Source organism: Streptomyces sp. NPDC045026 (assembly GCF_056432625.1).
In genome coordinates, this window is the sequence record NZ_JBWKIS010000002.1 from 665,353 (window position 1) to 681,412 (window position 16,060).

The following is a 16,060-nucleotide window of genomic DNA, read 5'->3' on the forward strand; positions in this document are numbered from 1 at the left end:
CGAGCGGAATGGACCTGGGGTGGATGGCATGGATCTGAGCTCAAGGCCCCTGAGGGGAAAGGTCGCGGTCGTCACCGGGGGCACCCGGGGCGTGGGGGCCGGTATCGCGGGGGCGTTCGTGCGGGCCGGGGCGGACGTCGTGGTGTGCGCGCGCAGACCCCCCGAAGAGCCGCTGCCCGGCTGCGAGTTCATCCCGGTCGACCTGCGGGACGGTCCGGCCGTACGGCGCTTGTTCGCGGGCCTCGACCGGGTGGACGTGCTGGTGAACAACGCGGGAGGCACCCCGTACCGGCTGCTCGGGGAGTCCGACGCGGACCGGCACGCGCGCGTGGTCGAGCTCAATCTCACCGCGCCCATGACGGCGTCGCTGGCCGCGCGGGAGCAACTGCGGCGCACGCGCGGGTCGGTCGTGATGATCGGCAGCGTGAGCGGGGCCAGACCCTCGCCGGGCACGGCGGCGTACGGGGCGGCCAAGGCGGGCCTGGAGAATCTGGCGCGCTCGATGGCGGTGGAGTGGGCGCCGGAAATACGAGTGAACACGCTGGTCCTCGGGATGGTGCGCACCGAGCTGTCCCATCTGCACTACGGGGACGAGGAGGGCGTGGCGGCGGTGGGGCGCACGGTACCGATCGGCCGCCTCGCCGAGCCGTCGGAGATCGGGGACGCGGCGGTGTTCCTCGCCTCGGACGCGGCGTCGTACGTCACGGGGGCGAGCTTGCTGGTGCACGGAGGCGGGGAGCGACCGGCGTTCCTGGACGCGGCAACTGTCAACAAGGAGGCGTGACATGGAGAAGGGCACGGGAGCGGATATGGGTACGGGTGCTGGTTCGGGGCTGTGCGCGGGGCGGGTCGTGATCGTGACGGGGGCCGGGCGCGGTCTGGGGCGCGCGCACGCGCTGGCGTTCGCCGCCGAGGGAGCGCGGGTCGTGGTCAACGACCTGGGGGTGGGCCTGGACGGGGCTCCGGCGCCGGACAGCCCGGCGGCCCAAGTGGTCGAGGAGATACGGGCCCTGGGCGGCGAGGCGGTCGCGCACGGCGGAGACATCGCGACGTCGGACGGCGCCGCGTCGCTCGTCGCCACGGCCCTCGACACCTTCGGACGCCTGGACACGCTCGTCAACAACGCGGGCTTTCTCCGCGACCGGATGCTGGTCAACCTCGACGAGGACGACTGGGACGCGGTCATGCGGGTGCATCTCAAGGGCCACTTCCTGCCCTTGAAGCACGCGGCGGCGCACTGGCGCGCGGAGGCGAAGGCAGGCAGGACCCCCTCGGCGCGGGTGGTGAACACGTCGTCGGGGGCGGGTCTGCTCGGCTCGGTGGGCCAGGGCAACTACAGCGCGGCGAAGGCCGGCATCGTGGGCCTGACCCTGGTCGCCGCGGCGGAGATGGGGCGGTACGGGGTGCAGGTGAACGCGGTCGCGCCGGCGGCCCGCACCCGCATGACGGAGGCCACGTTCGCCGACACGATGGCCGCGCCCGAGGACGGCTTCGACGCGATGGCCCCGGAGAACGTGTCGCCGGTGGTGGTGTGGCTCGGATCGTCCGCCAGTGACGGCGTGACCGGCCGTGTCTTCGAGGCGGAGGCCGGCCGCATCACGGTCATGGAGGGCTGGCGTCCGGGCCCCACCGCCGACAAGGCGGCACGCTGGACCCCGGCCGAGGCCGGGGAGGCGGCGAGGGAACTCCTCGGCAGGGCGGAGGTTCCGGGGGCGGTGTACGGGAGCGGGTGAAGCCGCAGTAGGGGCGTGCCCCCGCCCCTACGGGCGCGCCGACACCTTCCCGCTGAGCTGCGTCACCTTCCCGCTCAGCGGGAATCCGGCCTCCCTCCACGTCCTGGCTCCGACCTACCGTCTGGCCCACCGCGGTGCATCGCACCGCACCGCGGGTCAGACCGTCACCCCAAGGAGCCGAGATGCTTGACGTCCGGAGTCGGCAGGAGGCCGCAGCCCTGCTGCGTCGCGCCGAGCTCGGCCGCAGTCCCGTCGCGCCCCTGGCCGGCGCGTTCGAGGGCATCGGTACCGAGGACGCGTACGAGATCCAGCTGATCAACATCCGGCACAGGACCGCTCTGGGTGCCCAGGTCACCGGGCACAAGGTGGGCCTCTCGTCGCCGGTGATGCAGCGCATGATGGGCGTCGACGAACCCGACTACGGCCATCTCCTCGACGACATGGAGCTGCATGAGGACCGGCCCGTGGACACCGTCCGCTACTGCGCGCCCCGCGTCGAGGTCGAGATCGGATTCGTACTCGGAGACGACCTGCCCGGCGAGGGCTGCACCCCGGCCGACGTCCTCGCCGCGACCGAACGCGTCGTGCCCGCCCTGGAGTTGATCGACAGCCGCATCGCCGACTGGCGCATCACCATCGCCGACACGATCGCCGACAACGCCTCGTCCGCCGGTTACGTCATCGGCGCCGGCCGAGACCCGCGCGACCTCGACCTCAAGGCCGTCGAAGCCAAGCTCACCTGTGACGGCGAGGAGATCGCGCAGGGCCGCGGTGACGCCGTGCTCGGTGACCCGGCCGTCTCCGTCGCCTGGCTGGCCCGTACCGTCGCCCGCTTCGACGTGCCCCTGCGCAAGGGGCACGTCATCCTGCCCGGCTCCTGCACCCGCGCCGTCGATGCCGAGGCGGGCCGCACCTACACCGCCGAGTTCACCGGACTCGGCGCCGTATCGCTCTCGTTCCGATGACCCCGACGGGTCCGCTGACTCTGCTGAGGTACGTATGACTGCGAAGAAGGCCACCGCCGCGATCGTCGGCTCCGGGAACATCGGCACCGACCTCCTCCACAAGCTCCACCGCTCCCCGTACATCGAGCCGCGCTGGATGATCGGCGTCGACCCGGACAGCGCGGGCCTCGCGCGGGCGCGGAAGCTGGGGATCGAGGCGAGCCACGAGGGCGTCGAGCATCTCCTCGCCCAGGACGAGCTGCCCGACCTCGTCTTCGAGGCGACGAGCGCCTACGTCCACCGCGCCAACGCCCCGCGCTACGCCGAGCTGGGCATCAGGGCCATCGACCTGACCCCGGCCGCCGTCGGCCCCGCCGTGGTCCCGCCCGCGAACCTCACCGCGCACCTCGACGCCCCCAACATCAACATGATCACCTGCGGCGGCCAGGCCACCATCCCCATGGTGTACGCGGTCTCACGCGTCGTCCCCGTCGGGTACGCGGAGATCGTGGCGTCCGTCGCCTCGGTGTCCGCGGGGCCCGGCACCCGCGCGAACATCGACGAGTTCACCCGTACGACGTCCCGCGGCATCGAGGAGATCGGCGGCGCCGCGCGCGGCAAGGCGATCATCATCCTCAACCCGGCCACGGAGACATCAGCGGCTGGCGCCGCGGGGCCCGTCATCATGCGTGACACCGTCTTCTGCGCCATCCCCGAGGACGCCGACCGGGACGCGATCACCCTCTCCGTGAAGGAGATCGCCGAGAGCGTGGCGACATACGTACCGGGCTACCGGCTGCGCACGGAACCGCAGTTCGACGACCCCTCACCCATGAACGGCGGGATGGCGCGCGTCGCGATCTTCCTGGAGGTGGAGGGCGCGGGCGACTTCCTGCCGCCGTACGCAGGAAACCTCGACATCATGACCGCCGCCGCGACGAAGGTCGGCGAGGAGCTCGCAAAGGGGATCCGCAAGTGAAGCCGTACTCCGACACGCTCGACATCCGCGTCACCGACTCCTCGCTGCGCGACGGTTCGCACGCGAAGCGGCACCAGTTCACCGCCGACGACGTGCGCGGCATCGTCGGCGCCCTCGACGGCGCGGGCGTCCCCGTCATCGAGGTCACGCACGGCGACGGCCTCGGCGGCTCGTCCTTCAACTACGGGTTCTCGAAGACGCCCGAGCAGGAACTCATCAAGGCCGCCGTCGACACGGCGCGGCAGGCGCGCATCGCGTTCCTGATGCTGCCCGGTCTCGGCGTGAAGGACGACATCAGGGCCGCGCACGCGAACGGCGCGAGCGTGTGCCGCATCGCGACGCACTGCACGGAGGCCGACATCTCCGTCCAGCACTTCGGCCTGGCCCGGGAGATGGGCCTGGAGACCGTCGGATTCCTGATGATGGCGCACTCCACGACGCCGGAGCGGCTCGCCGCCCAGGCCAGGATCATGGCCGACGCCGGCTGCCAGTGCGTGTACGTCGTCGACTCGGCCGGCGCCCTCGTGATGGACGACGTCACGGACCGCGTGTCCGCGCTCGTCGCCGAGCTGGGCGACGACGCGCAGGTCGGCTTCCACGGACACGAGAACCTCGGCCTGGGCGTGGGCAATTCCGTCGCCGCCGTGCGCGCCGGAGCGCTGCAGATCGACGGCTCGACGCGGCGGCTCGGCGCGGGCGCGGGCAACACGCCCGTCGAGGCGTTCGCCGCCGTCTGCCACAAGATGGGCCTGCGCACCGGCATCGACGTACTGAAGATCATCGACGCGGCCGAGGACGTCGTACGGCCCGTCATGGACGACGAGTGCCTGCTCGACCGGATGTCCCTCCTGATGGGGCACGCCGGCGTCTACTCCAGTTTCCTCAAGCACGCCTACCGACAGGCGGAGCGCTACGGCGTCTCCGGCGCCGAGATCCTGCTGCGCGCCGGGGAGCGCCGGCTCGTCGGCGGCCAGGAGGACCAGCTCATCGACATCGCCGTCGAACTCGCGGCACGCGACTGAAGGGCAGGACACGCGACATGACCGCACAGCAGCAAGAGGTCCGCGTCATCGAAGCGGCCGCACCGCCGGCCCGCTACGCCCGCGGCTGGCACTGCCTGGGCCTGGCCGCGGCCTTCCGCGAAGGCGGCCCGCACGAGATCGAGGCGTTCGGCACGAAGCTCGTCGTCTTCCGGGGGGAGCCCGCGGCGGGAGGTCCCGACGGCCTGCACGTCCTCAACGCCTACTGCCCCCACATGGGCGGCAATCTCGCCCACGGCACCGTCAAGGGCAACGCCATCGCCTGCCCGTTCCACGACTGGCGCTGGGCGGGTGACGGGCGCTGCGCCGGCATCCCGTACGCGCGCCGCGTCCCGCCCCGCGCCAGGACCCGCGCCTGGACCACCCTGGAACGCAACGGGCAGCTCTACGTGTGGCACGGCCCCGAGGGCAACGAGCCCCCGCCCGGCGTCACCATCCCGGAGATCGAGGGCTTCGGCAGCCCCGAGTGGTCGGACTGGTCCTGGAGCGCCCTGCGCGTCGAGAACTCCAACTGCCGCGAGATCGTGGACAACGTCGTCGACATGGCGCACTTCTTCTACGTCCACTACGCGTTCCCGAACTACTTCAAGAACATCTTCGACGGCCATGTCGCCACCCAGTACATGGAGTCCACACCGCGCGGCGACGTCGAGCTCGGCACGCTGTCCACCGGCGGCGGCCTGCGCTCCGACGCCTCCTACTTCGGCCCCTCGTACATGATCGACAAGCTGTGGAGCGATGTCGGGGGCGGCGTCGAGATGGAGTCCGTCCTCATCAACTGCCATTACCCGATCGACGAGAACAGCTTCATGCTCATGTACGGCACGATCGTCAGGAAGCTGCCCGGCATGAGCGACGAGCAGGCGGCCGACGCCGCGCGGCTCACCTCCGAGGGGCTCGCGGTCGGCTTCGAGCAGGACGTCGAGATCTGGCGGAACAAGACCCGCATCGACAACCCCCTCCTCACCGAGGAGGACGGCCCGGTCTACCAACTGCGCCGCTGGTACGAGCAGTTCTACGTAGACGCCGCCGACGTCAAGGACGAGATGGTGCGGCGCTTCGAGTTCGAGATCGACACCGAGCGGGCGACCGCGGCCTGGCGCGCGGAGGTCGAGCAGAACCTCGCCCGGCGGGAGGCCGACTGATGCGGCCCGTCCGGTGCGCGGCCTGCGGCAACGAGGTCATGTGCGAGAAGTTCAGCCCCGCCCACACCCAGATCCAGTGGACCGAGGAGGCGGCCGCGGTCTGCCCGATCATCGCGGAGCGCGTCGCGGCCGGCGAGCTGAGCGCGCGGGTACGGGGCTGCGCTCCGCTGCGGGCGAGCATCGACGTGGCGGTCGCAAGCGGACTCCTGGAGGTCGCGGATGCCTAGCGTGAGGGTCCGGGTCGCCGAGGTGATACGGGAGACGGCCGACGCGGTCTCCCTTGTCCTGGACGCGCAACTTCCGTACAAACCAGGCCAGTTCATGACCGTGCGGCTGCCCGGTGGTGGGGCCCGCTGCTACTCGCTGGCCAGCTCCCCGCACACCGGCGAGCCCATGAAGGTGACGGTGAAGAGGGTCGCCGGGGGAGCCGGGTCGGGCTGGATGTGCGAGCGCGTCGCACCCGGCGACGAGCTGGAGGTCCTGCCGCCCGCCGGCACGTTCACCCCGCCCGACCTCGACCGGGACCTGCTGCTCGTGGCGGGCGGCAGTGGCATCACCCCCGTCGTCTCCATCGCCAAGTCGGCCCTCGCCGCGGGCCGCGGCCGGGTCGCCCTCCTGTACGCCAACCGCGACGAGGAGTCGGTCATCTTCCGCGAGGAACTCCGGCTCCTGGCAGTCGAGTTCGCGGGCCGGCTCACCGTCGTGCACTGGCTGGAAACCCTCCAGGGCCTGCCCACGGCCGCGGCCCTGCGCGCACCGCTCGCGCCGTACGCGGGCCGTGACGCCTATCTGTGCGGGCCCGCGCCCCTCATGGACGCGGCCGAGCAGGCGCTGCGGGCGGTGGGCGGGCGGTCCGTGCGCAGGGAGCGGTACTTCTCGCTCGGCGACGACGTGTTCGCCGAGCGCCGGGGCCAGGCCGACGGCCAGGACCCGGCCGGGCCGGCCGCCGACGGCCACCGGCTCCATGTGGAACTCGACGGCGAGGAGCGGGAAGTGGCGTGGCCCGCAGGGACGCCCCTGCTCGACGCCCTGCTCGCCGCCGGCGTCGACGCCCCCTTCTCGTGCCGCGAGGGCGCGTGCAGCGCGTGCTGCTGCCGGGTCACCAAGGGGGAGGTCACGATGGAGCGGAACGAGATCCTCGACCAGCGGGACCTCGACGACGGGTACGTACTCGCGTGCCAGGCGCTGCCGGTGTCGGACGCGGTGGGGGTCACGTACTCCTGAGACGCCCGCGTACTCCTGGGGCGCCCGCGTACTCCGGGGCGTCCGCGTACTCCTGGGGTGCCCGCGTCGACCGGGGAGTGCCGCCTACATCCACTCACTCGTCCGCAGCCACCTCATCATGTTGTCCATCCCCTGCTCGGAGACGCCCGGCGCGCAGCTCGGGGGCGGCGCCGAGCGGGTCGCGCGCCCTGGCCCGTACAGGTCGCGCCAGATCGAGCGGGCGCAGGCGAGCACGGCGGGCGCGAGACGTTCCAGGTCGCGCTGGGCCGTCAATCCCTTGCCGGACAGGGAGATCGCGGCGACGGCCCGGCCCGCGCCGCGCAGCGGGGCCGCGACGCAGACGACGTCGCGGTGGCTCTCCTCGTGGTCGAAGGCGACGCCCCGGTCGCGGGCGGCGGCGAGCGCGGACCGCAGCGCCGTCGGATGCGTGAGGGTGCGCGGTGTGCGGGGGCGCAGCCCGTGCGCGAGGGCGGCCTCGACGGTGGCAGGGTCACTGAACGCGAGAACCGCCTTGCCGGCGGCCGTGCAGTACGCGGGCATGCGGCCGCCGACCCGCGACGGCACCGACGTGTCGTGGAGGCCGCCGATCCGCTCCAGGCAGACCACTTCGGTGCCGTCGAGTACGTACAGGTGCACCAGGTACCCGGTCGACTCGTGCAGCGCGTGCAGCCGGGGGAGCGCCGCCCGGCGCAGCCGGTTGTGGTGGGCGGCGAGCGCGCCCAGTTCGAGCATCCCCATGCCCATCCGGTAGTCGCGGCCCTCCCGGTCCAGCCAGCCGAGCCGCACCAGCTGGTCGAGGATGCGGTGGGCGGAGGACCGGGGGATCCCGGAGCGCCGGATCACCTCGGTGAGGGAGAGGCGCGGCTGCGCGCCGTCGAAGGCGCCGAGCACCTTCGCGGCCTTCTCCAGGAGTGAGGGCGCGGTGCCCCCGACGATCCCGGTCTGCTCGGGCATGGCTGAACCCCCAGGACAACAGGGCGCATCCGCGACATTGCGGGCGCGTTGACGACCTCGCGCCGACCTTGCCATGCGCTCTCGGCCGAGGGGAAGAGCCGGGAGCCATGTATTTCGGTTCGGCATACCTATGCGTTTCGGTTCGGCATACCTATGCGGGTGCCTATCGCCGCCTGTGTGCGCCTATGGCCGTCATGCCGCGCCCTTCGGCCCACCTGTCGCCGTCACGCCCAGGCGCCGGTGAGCGGGCGGCAGCCGGGGAACGCGCCGAGGTTCCCGCTCAGCGGGAACCACCCGTTCTCGGCCCGCGGGAGGCGGGCGTACGGTCCAGCCACTCGAACCCGCACCCAGGAGAGGGCCCTCGCATGAGCGAATCCCCGGCCACCGCAGCCGCCGTACTCGAAGCGGTCCGCGCCCTCGCGCCGGCGCTGCGTGAACGCGCCGCCGAGGCGGAGGCGCTGCGCAAGGTGCCCGACACCTCGATCAAGGACCTGGAACAGACCGGCTTCTTCCGGCTCCTCCAGCCCCGGGCGTACGGCGGATTCGCCGCCGACCCGGCCGTCTTCTACGCCGCCGTCCGGGAGATCGCCCGAGCCTGCGGCTCCACCGGCTGGGTCGCGTCCGTCGTCGGCGTCCACCCCTGGCACGTCGCGCTCTACGACCCGCGCGCCCAGGAGGAGGTGTGGGGCGCCGACCCGTCGACCCGGATCTGCTCCTCGTACGCGCCGACCGGCAAGGTCACCCCCGTCGACGGCGGCTTCCGCATCAGCGGCTCCTGGAGCTTCTCCTCCGGCTGCGACCACGCGGACTGGGCGCTGCTCGGCGGCCTCGTCCTGGACGCGGACGGCCGGCCCGTCGACATGCGTACGTTCCTCGTGCCGCGCGCCGAGTACCGCATCGACGACGTGTGGGACACCGTCGGCCTGCGCGGCACCGGCTCCAACAACGTCGTGTGCGAGGACGTGTTCGTGCCCGAGCACCGCGCCCTCAGCTTCGGCCCCGTCACGGCCCTGAACGTGCCGGGCCACGAGGTCAACCCGGAGCCGCTCTACCGCCTCCCGTACGCCGCCGTCTTCACCACCACCATCTCCACCCCCATCGTCGGCATCGCCGAGGGTGCCCTCGCCGCGTACGTCGAGGCCACCCGCAAGCGCTTCCGCGTCTCCTACGGCCAGCAGGTCGCCGAGGACCCCTTCGCACAGGTCCGCATCGCCCGTGCCGCCTCCGACATCGACGCCGCGGGCCTTCAACTCCAGCGCAACATCAGCGAGTTGTACGCATGCGCCGAACGCGGCGAGGAACTCCCGATGTCACTGCGTGCCCGCGCCCGCCGCGACCAGGTCCTCGCCACCGAACGCGCCGTCGCCGCCGTGGACCTCCTCATGGAGAACTCGGGCGGCGGCGCCCTGCGCACCGGCCCCAACCCGGTCCAGCGCGCCTGGCGCGACGTCCACACCGGCCGCGGCCATGCCGCCAACGACCCCGAGCGCGCCCTCCTCCTCTCCGGGCAGAGCGCCCTCGGCCTCGACATCCAGGACACGATGCTGTGAACGACACGACAGATGCAGTGAACTCCCTTACTCACGAGGGCACTTCGCGGACCGCCAAAGCCGCGGGCCTCACCCTCCACTACCACGAGGCGGGCCCCGACGCTCCGGACGCCCCCGTCGTGATCATGCTGCACGGCGGCGGCCCCGGAGCCTCCGGCTGGTCCAACTTCGGCCGCAACCTGCCGGTCTTCGCCGGGCACTTCCGTACACTCCTGATCGACCAGCCCTGCTACGGCGCCTCCGACAAGCCCGAGCCCACCAAGGACTTCTTCTCCTTCGCGGCCGACGCCGTGGCTGCCCTCATGGATGAACTCGACATCCCTCAGGCGCACTTCGTGGGGAACTCCCTCGGTGGCGGCACCGCGACCCGGATGGCCCTCGACCACCCGGACAAGGTCGGCAAGCTCCTCCTGATGGGGCCGGGCGGCATCTCCGTCAACCTGTTCGCGCCCGACCCGACCGAGGGCATCAAGAAGCTCTTCGCGTTCAACGGCTCGGGCGAGCCGACCCGCGCCATGATGCGGGACTTCCTGACCACCCTCGCGTACGACGCCTCGATCGTCACCGACGCGTTCGTCGAGGAGCGCTACGCGCAGGCCACCGACCCCGAGGCCAAGCTCGGCAACGACCGCATGGCCGCGTCCTTCGCCAAGTGGCCGGGCGACACGATGCTGTGGCGCGAGGCCCACCGCATCACCGCGCCCACCCTCCTCACCTGGGGCCGCGAGGACCGCGTCAACCCGCTCGACGGCGCCCTGGTCGCCCTCAAGACCATCCCGGACGCACGCCTGCACGTCTTCCCGCACTGCGGCCACTGGGCGCAGACCGAACGGTTCGACGAGTTCAACCGCCTCGCCGTCGACTTCTTCCGCCACTAGTCGCCGGCCAAGCCACCGGTGACCAGCCAAGCCACCGGTCACCAGTCACCAGTCAAGCCACTGGTCACCAGTCACCAGTAACCGAAAGGCCCGCAGCCATGGACATCCGCTCTCTGGGCTTTCTCCGCATCGAGACCGCGAAGCTCGCCGAGTGGCGCACCTACGTCATCGACATTCTCGGGATGACCGAGGGCGCCGACTCGACGGACACGGTCCTGCACGCCCGGATCGACGACCGCATCCGCCGCCTGTCCTTCGTGGCGGGCGAACACGACCGGCTCCTGTCCGCCGGTTTCGAGGTCGCGAACGCGCGAGCGCTCGCCGAAGCCGCCGCCGAACTCGAAGCGGCCGGCGTCGCCGTCAAGCACGCCGACGACGCCACCCTCGCCGACCGCCGCGTCCAGGGCCTCATCCACTGCGAGGACCCGGCCGGCAACCCCCTGGAGATCTACTGGGGCCAGGCCCAGGACCACACCCCGCTCGCCGCGCCCTACGGCAACCGCTTCGTCACCGGCGACCACCTAGGTCTCGGCCACGTCGTCATGCCCGCCCCCGACATGGAAGCCGCCGTCGACTTCTACGAGAACCTCCTCGGTTTCCAGCTCCGCGACCGCATGAAGCTGCCGCCCGCCGCCGTGCCCACCGGGAAGCCGGGCCAGGACTTCTACTGGATGAACTTCCTCAGTCCGGGCGCCCGCCACCACAGCCTCGGCCTGTACCCGGGTGAACTCCCGCCCGGCATCGTGCACTTCATGGTCGAGCTGGAGCGCCTCGACGACGTCGGCTTCTGCCTCGACCGCATGAACGCGGCCGGCATCCCCATCGCCTCCACCCTCGGCCGGCACTCCAACGACCACATGGTGTCGTTCTACGCGCAGGCTCCCGGCGGCTTCCAGGTCGAGTACGGCTGGGACGGACTCGTCGTCGACAAAGAGACCTGGGTGGCGAAGGAGATCACCTCCGACAGCTTCTGGGGACACCGGTGGAACGGCTGACCCCGGCCGCGTTCCGCGACGTCCTGGGCCACTTCGCGTCCGGCGTCACGGTCATCGCCGCCCTGGACGAGGACAGCGGAGAGCCGGTCGGCCTCGCCTGCCAGTCCTTCGCGTCCCTCTCCCTCGAACCGCCGCTCGTGCTGCTGTGCGTCGCCAAGTCGTCGACGAGCTGGCCCAAGGTGCGGCGCGCGGGCCGGTTCGGCGTCTCGATCCTCGCCGACGACCAGCGCGCCGTGTGCGCCTCCGTCGGCCGCAGCGGGCCCGACAAGTTCCGCGACGTGCAGTGGGAGCAGACCGGACACGGCGCGGTCCGCGTCGCGGGCGCCCTCGCCACCGTCGACTGCGAGCTGTACGCCGTCCACGAGGCCGGCGACCACTGGATCGTCACCGCCCGCGTCCTCGCCCTGACCGCACGCGACGGCGGCGAACCCCTCCTCTACTTCCGCAGCGCCTACGCCACCGGGGAGTTCGCATGACCGACGCCGAACTCAGCTACGACGTGGTGGTCGTCGGGTCCGGCGCCGCCGGGTTCGCCGCCGCGATCACCGCCCGCCTGCGCGGCCTGACCGCCCTGATCGTCGAGAAGACCGACCGCTACGGCGGATCCACCGCCCTGTCCGGCGGCGCGATCTGGGTACCGGGCAACTTCCACCTGGATGCGGCCGGCCTCGGCGACACGTACGAGAAGGCCCGCGCCTACCTCGACGCGACCGTCGGCGACCGCGTGCCCGCCCACCGCAAGGACGCCTATCTGCGGCACGGGCCGCGCATGGTGCGCGAGTTCCACGACCGCACCGCCGTCCGCTTCATGTACACGCCCGGCTACTCCGACTACTTCCCGGAAGCGCTCGGCGGCATGGCGCAGGGGCGCTCGGCCGAGCCGTGCGTCGTCGACCTCAAGGAACTCGGCCCGCTCGCCCGGGACCTGCGCCGCGCCGGGCTGCCCACGTACGGGCTGACCATGACGTCGTACGACTTCCGCTTCCTCAATATGGTCGCCCGCACCTGGGCCGGCAGGCGCAGGTCGCTGCGGGTGGGCGCGCGGGCCGTGGGCGCGGCGCTGCGCGGGCGCAAGCTGCTCTCGCTCGGCGAGGCGCTCATCGCCAGGATGCGACTCTCCCTGGAGCGGCTCGGCGGCGACCTGTGGCTGTCGGCGCCGCTGACCGGCCTCGTCGTGGAGGGCGACCGCGTCACCGGCGTCCGCGTCCTGCGCGACGGGACCGAACACGTCGTGCGGGCCCGCGGCGGCGTCGTCCTCGCCTCCGGCGGCTTCTCCCACGACCAGGCCCTGCGCGACAAGTACCTGCCGCAGCCCACGTCGACCGCGTGGACCCACGCCTCCGAAGGCCAGGTCGGCGACGCCCTGCGCCTGGGCGAGGAGCTGGGGGCCGCCACCGACCTCCTCGACAAGGTGTGGGGCGCCCCCTCCCTGTGCCCGCCGGGCGAGAAGCCCTTCTTCCTCGTCGCCGACCGGGGCATCCCCGGCATGGTGATCGTGAACACGGCGGGGGAGCGGTACGCCAACGAGGCAGCGCCGTACCACGAGTTCGTGGATCGCATGTACGCCGCCGACCGCCCCGACGCGACGACCGTCCCGTCCTGGCTGATCCTCGACGCCCGCTCCAAGGCCCGCTACATCTTCGCGGGCCTCTTCCCCGGCCAGGCCTTCCCCAAGCGGTGGCGCGAGAGCGGCTTCCTGAAGCAGGCCGCCACCGTGGAGGAACTCGCCCGCATCATCGAAGCACCCCAACTCCCTTCCGCCATAAGGAGGTTCAACGGCTTCGCCGCCACCGGGAAGGACGAGGACTTCGCACGCGGCGACAGCGTCTACGACCGCTACTACGGCGACCCGACCCTCCCGAACCCCAACCTCGCACCCCTCGACAAGGGCCCCTTCTACGCCGTGCCCGTCCACCCCGGCGACATCGGCACCAAGGGCGGCCTCGTCACGGACGGCGACGCCCGCGTCCTGCGCGAGGACGGCACGCCCATCGCCGGGCTCTACGCCTCCGGGAACTGCTCGGCGGCCGTCATGGGGGAGACGTACCCGGGGCCCGGCGCCACGATCGGGCCCGCCATGGCATTCAGCTGGGCCGCCGTCAGCGACATCGCGGGACCGTCCACTCAAGACGGGCCCTGACCCGCGCGTCCGGGAAGTGGCGGATCGCGTCCCGCGCCGTGTCGTGCGCGTACCCGCCCGGCGCCTGACAGGCGAGGATCCGCGCGAGCGCCTCGACGGCCCGTGGATCGTGGCGCATCGCCAGACCACGGGCCGCCTCCGCCGCGGCGTCCGCGACCGGGTCTTCGAGGAGCGCGGCCAGCGCGTCGCGCACCTCTGCCGTGTCCGCAGGCGCCCCGGCGAGCGCCGCCGCGGCCCAGTTGCGCACATCGCCGTCCGCGTCGCGGGCCAGCGCGACCAGTGCCGCGACGCCCTCCTCGTGACCGGAGGGCACCAGACCCGTCAGGGCGAGCGCCACCGCGCGGAGCACCCGCGGCTCCGGATGCCCGGCGTGGAGCAGGATTTCCGGCAGCGCGGCCGGGTCCCCGAGATGACCGAGCGCGACGACGGCCGAGCGAAGGCCGGCGCTGTCGCGGGCCGTGCGGGCCAGGGCGCGCAGCACAGGCAGCGACCTGGCCGTGTACCGGCCCCGCGGCCCCAACTGCCCGAGCACGTCCGCCCCCAACGCCCGCCGCAGCGCCTCACCGCTCGCGCACCACGCGGCCGCCGACCGATACGTCTCCTCGTCACCGCGCGCCTGGAGCACCGTGACGGCCTCGGTCCAGTCGTCGTCGTCCGGGTCACCGCGACGCAGCGCACGTTCCGCGAGCTCGTCGGCCGGCGTGACGGTACCGAGGTCCGCCTCCAAAAGCGTGGCGATCGCCGCGTGCCCCGTCTGCATGTCGTTGCCCGACCGCGGCCGCCCCTCCCCGTCGAGCAGCTCCACGACCACGGTCACCCCGCCGTCCTCCACGAAATGCTGTGTCACCGCCTCGCTCTCCGGCTGCTCAACGCCCGCACGCAGCACCGCCGCCACATCCACCCCGCACCAGGCCAGCGCCTCCGCGAGCGCCTCGGCCCGCCCCTGCGCGCCGTGTTCGAGCAGCGCCCGCACACACCCCGTCGACCCGCGCCGCGCCGCCGCGACCAGCGGAAGCCCGCCGCCGGGACCCGGCAGCTGCGGATCCGCGCCGCCGTCGAGCAGCGCCCGCACGACCCCCTCGTGCCCGCGCTGGAGCGCCCACGCCATCGCCGTGAACCCGAACTCCTCGCGCAGATCGACCCGCGCGCCCGCCGCGAGCAACGCCCGCACGACCTCCGTGTGCCCGCCGCACGCCGCCCCGCACAGCGGCAGATCCGTGCCACCGCTCAGCCGGTCCGGGTCCGCCCCGGCCGACAGAAGCAGCCGTACGATGCCCGGCTCGTCGCTCACCGACGCCAGATACAGCGCCGTACGGCCCTCGTCGTCCGGCTCGTCCGCCGCGGCGCCCGCGCGCAGAGCCCGCACCACCGCGTCCTCGTCACCGCCGTACACCGCGTCGAACAGGCCACTCGCGCCTGCCTTCAGCTCTTCGTCCATAAGTCGACCATCGCCCCTCACCCGGGGTGAACGCAAAGCGTTTTGAGGCTATGTGTCGCACTCCATCACGGTGTGGCACAGCGCGCACCGCGCCCGCACCCGGCCCCGCACCGGCACCCTGATCCGCTGATGACACGTCGGACACGGAAATGTCACCCGCAGCACGGACCCCTCCGTCGAGAACGCGTACGCAGCGCCGGGCACCGTCCCGCCCGGTCCCCGCTGCTGCGCCTCACGCCGTTCCTTCGCGTACCGCCGCCGCCCCGCCCACCCGGCCGCCGTCAGCGGCGGCTGCTGCTCGTCGGCCCGCGCCCGCGCCAGCCCCTTCGTGTACGCGGTGTACGCCTGCGCACTGGTGAACCACGTCTCCGGCGCCTCACCGAACGCGAGCGACCGCTTGGCCAGCACGTAACCGAACTCCTCCGGCGTCAGATAGCCGAGCTTCTGCGAGCTCGCCGCGTCCTCCCGGTACGCGTCGAGCAGCAGCCAGCCAGCCCCCAGATAAGTGGTGGCCGTGTCCGTGAGGATCTCGTTGTCGCGCGTCCCCGGGAACGAGAGCCCGAGCCGGTGCAGATAGACGTGCATGACCTCATGGGCGAGCGCGGCCCCGATGTCACGCCGATGCGTACGGAACCGGTCGTTCAGCTCGATGAAGTACTCCGGACCCGCCGCGAGCTCGACACTCGCCGCATGCGTCATCTCGCGGAAACTGACGATCATCCGCGCATCCGGCAGCCGGTAGTGCCCCACCAGCTCACGCGCCACCCGCTGCGCCCCCAGGTACAGGTCGTCCTGATCACAGAACGCCACGTCGACCGGGGCGACACTCGTCTCGAAGGCGTGCACCGTGTCGTACGAGAGCCGCTTGTACAGCGCCGTCACCGCCGCCCGCACCGTCTCCAGATGCGGAAAGCCGTGCTCCACCGGTCCGCCGTTCGCCACGCCCGCACCCCCTTTGGGCCCTGCCGTCGAAGTGGCGTCTGCCGGGCGGCGTCTGGCACGCACGCTCGCGGCGTTGCCGAAAAACCCTAGTAGCTCCG

General features: G+C 72.3%; 16 protein-coding genes. 13 read left to right on the forward strand and 3 right to left on the reverse strand.

All coding sequences use genetic code 11. The features are described 5' to 3' along the window. Positions 1-28 precede the first annotated feature (28 nt). The 8 genes from AC07EJ_RS06845 (at position 29) to AC07EJ_RS06880 (ending at position 7,065) form a co-directional block, all read left to right on the forward strand. Positions 29-784 (forward strand): SDR family oxidoreductase, encoded by a 756-nt coding sequence (locus AC07EJ_RS06845; RefSeq protein WP_478883893.1) that lies wholly within the window; start codon positions 29-31, stop codon positions 782-784. Position 785: 1 nt separating this feature from the next. Next, positions 786-1,733: an SDR family oxidoreductase gene (locus tag AC07EJ_RS06850; RefSeq protein ID WP_478883894.1), complete on the forward strand. Its 948-nt coding sequence runs from the start codon at positions 786-788 to the stop codon at positions 1,731-1,733. A gap of 182 nt (positions 1,734-1,915) precedes the next feature. Further along, on the forward strand, positions 1,916-2,698 hold the full coding sequence (locus AC07EJ_RS06855; RefSeq protein ID WP_389475159.1) for a 2-keto-4-pentenoate hydratase: 783 nt from the start codon (positions 1,916-1,918) through the stop codon (positions 2,696-2,698). A gap of 34 nt (positions 2,699-2,732) precedes the next feature. After that, complete coding sequence (locus AC07EJ_RS06860) at positions 2,733-3,656, forward strand: acetaldehyde dehydrogenase (acetylating) (protein WP_389475161.1); 924 nt, start codon at positions 2,733-2,735, stop codon at positions 3,654-3,656. Further along, on the forward strand, positions 3,653-4,678 hold the full coding sequence (gene dmpG / locus AC07EJ_RS06865) for a 4-hydroxy-2-oxovalerate aldolase (RefSeq protein WP_393582313.1): 1,026 nt from the start codon (positions 3,653-3,655) through the stop codon (positions 4,676-4,678). Before AC07EJ_RS06860 ends, dmpG begins: the two co-directional genes overlap by 4 nt. A gap of 17 nt (positions 4,679-4,695) precedes the next feature. After that, positions 4,696-5,841: a 3-ketosteroid-9-alpha-monooxygenase, oxygenase component gene (locus tag AC07EJ_RS06870; RefSeq protein ID WP_478883895.1), complete on the forward strand. Its 1,146-nt coding sequence runs from the start codon at positions 4,696-4,698 to the stop codon at positions 5,839-5,841. Further along, positions 5,841-6,068 (forward strand): hypothetical protein, encoded by a 228-nt coding sequence (locus AC07EJ_RS06875; RefSeq protein ID WP_389475168.1) that lies wholly within the window; start codon positions 5,841-5,843, stop codon positions 6,066-6,068. Before AC07EJ_RS06870 ends, AC07EJ_RS06875 begins: the two co-directional genes overlap by 1 nt. After that, positions 6,061-7,065 carry a 2Fe-2S iron-sulfur cluster-binding protein gene (locus tag AC07EJ_RS06880; RefSeq protein ID WP_478883896.1) on the forward strand — a complete coding sequence of 335 codons (1,005 nt, stop codon included), beginning with the start codon at positions 6,061-6,063 and terminating at the stop codon, positions 7,063-7,065. The genes AC07EJ_RS06875 and AC07EJ_RS06880 overlap by 8 nt, the downstream gene beginning before the upstream one ends. An 84-nt stretch (positions 7,066-7,149) precedes the next feature. Here the strand turns inward: AC07EJ_RS06880 and AC07EJ_RS06885 are convergent, their stop codons facing one another. Beyond that, a complete protein-coding gene (locus AC07EJ_RS06885; RefSeq protein WP_478883897.1) occupies positions 7,150-8,019 on the reverse strand; it encodes an IclR family transcriptional regulator in 870 nt (289 codons plus the stop codon). A gap of 365 nt (positions 8,020-8,384) precedes the next feature. Here AC07EJ_RS06885 and hsaA point away from each other — a divergent pair, with 365 nt between their 5' ends. The 5 genes from hsaA (at position 8,385) to AC07EJ_RS06910 (ending at position 13,582) form a co-directional block, all read left to right on the forward strand. After that, a complete protein-coding gene (gene hsaA, locus AC07EJ_RS06890; protein WP_389475174.1) occupies positions 8,385-9,569 on the forward strand; it encodes a 3-hydroxy-9,10-secoandrosta-1,3,5(10)-triene-9,17-dione monooxygenase oxygenase subunit in 1,185 nt (394 codons plus the stop codon). Further along, entirely contained in the window at positions 9,566-10,447 is an 882-nt protein-coding gene (gene hsaD / locus AC07EJ_RS06895; protein WP_393582309.1) for a 4,5:9,10-diseco-3-hydroxy-5,9,17-trioxoandrosta-1(10),2-diene-4-oate hydrolase, read from the forward strand. The genes hsaA and hsaD overlap by 4 nt, the downstream gene beginning before the upstream one ends. A 98-nt stretch (positions 10,448-10,545) precedes the next feature. Continuing rightward, positions 10,546-11,442, forward strand: coding sequence for a VOC family protein (locus AC07EJ_RS06900; RefSeq protein ID WP_389475178.1), 897 nt, complete (start codon positions 10,546-10,548; stop codon positions 11,440-11,442). Then, positions 11,430-11,918, forward strand: a complete 489-nt coding sequence (locus AC07EJ_RS06905) for a flavin reductase family protein (RefSeq protein WP_389475180.1) — start codon at positions 11,430-11,432, stop codon at positions 11,916-11,918. Before AC07EJ_RS06900 ends, AC07EJ_RS06905 begins: the two co-directional genes overlap by 13 nt. Then, positions 11,915-13,582, forward strand: a complete 1,668-nt coding sequence (locus tag AC07EJ_RS06910; RefSeq protein ID WP_393582308.1) for an FAD-dependent oxidoreductase — start codon at positions 11,915-11,917, stop codon at positions 13,580-13,582. Before AC07EJ_RS06905 ends, AC07EJ_RS06910 begins: the two co-directional genes overlap by 4 nt. On the opposite strand, the gene AC07EJ_RS06915 is transcribed toward AC07EJ_RS06910, so the two are convergent. Both AC07EJ_RS06915 and AC07EJ_RS06920 read right to left on the reverse strand, forming a co-directional pair. Then, entirely contained in the window at positions 13,542-15,020 is a 1,479-nt protein-coding gene (locus tag AC07EJ_RS06915; RefSeq protein ID WP_478883898.1) for an ankyrin repeat domain-containing protein, read from the reverse strand. The genes AC07EJ_RS06910 and AC07EJ_RS06915 overlap by 41 nt on opposite strands. A 48-nt stretch (positions 15,021-15,068) precedes the next feature. Further along, the gene (locus tag AC07EJ_RS06920; protein ID WP_389475186.1) at positions 15,069-15,962 is read right to left on the reverse strand and encodes a hypothetical protein; all 894 of its coding nucleotides are present in this window, start codon (positions 15,960-15,962) and stop codon (positions 15,069-15,071) included. Positions 15,963-16,060 lie beyond the last annotated feature (98 nt).

Excerpts from the sequence above, each read along its gene's own strand:
- AC07EJ_RS06845 (WP_478883893.1), top strand. The coding sequence starts at position 29 with ATGGATCTGAGCTCAAGGCCCCTGAGGGGAAAGGTCGCGGTCGTCACC.
- AC07EJ_RS06875 (WP_389475168.1), top strand. The coding sequence starts at position 5,841 with ATGCGGCCCGTCCGGTGCGCGGCCTGCGGCAACGAGGTCATGTGCGAG.
- AC07EJ_RS06855 (WP_389475159.1), top strand. The coding sequence starts at position 1,916 with ATGCTTGACGTCCGGAGTCGGCAGGAGGCCGCAGCCCTGCTGCGTCGC.
- AC07EJ_RS06900 (WP_389475178.1), top strand. The coding sequence starts at position 10,546 with ATGGACATCCGCTCTCTGGGCTTTCTCCGCATCGAGACCGCGAAGCTC.
- AC07EJ_RS06880 (WP_478883896.1), top strand. The coding sequence starts at position 6,061 with ATGCCTAGCGTGAGGGTCCGGGTCGCCGAGGTGATACGGGAGACGGCC.
- AC07EJ_RS06910 (WP_393582308.1), top strand. The coding sequence starts at position 11,915 with ATGACCGACGCCGAACTCAGCTACGACGTGGTGGTCGTCGGGTCCGGC.
- AC07EJ_RS06915 (WP_478883898.1), bottom strand. The coding sequence starts at position 15,020 with ATGGACGAAGAGCTGAAGGCAGGCGCGAGTGGCCTGTTCGACGCGGTG.
- AC07EJ_RS06850 (WP_478883894.1), top strand. The coding sequence starts at position 786 with ATGGAGAAGGGCACGGGAGCGGATATGGGTACGGGTGCTGGTTCGGGG.
- hsaA (WP_389475174.1), top strand. The coding sequence starts at position 8,385 with ATGAGCGAATCCCCGGCCACCGCAGCCGCCGTACTCGAAGCGGTCCGC.
- AC07EJ_RS06870 (WP_478883895.1), top strand. The coding sequence starts at position 4,696 with ATGACCGCACAGCAGCAAGAGGTCCGCGTCATCGAAGCGGCCGCACCG.
- AC07EJ_RS06885 (WP_478883897.1), bottom strand. The coding sequence starts at position 8,019 with ATGCCCGAGCAGACCGGGATCGTCGGGGGCACCGCGCCCTCACTCCTG.
- AC07EJ_RS06860 (WP_389475161.1), top strand. The coding sequence starts at position 2,733 with ATGACTGCGAAGAAGGCCACCGCCGCGATCGTCGGCTCCGGGAACATC.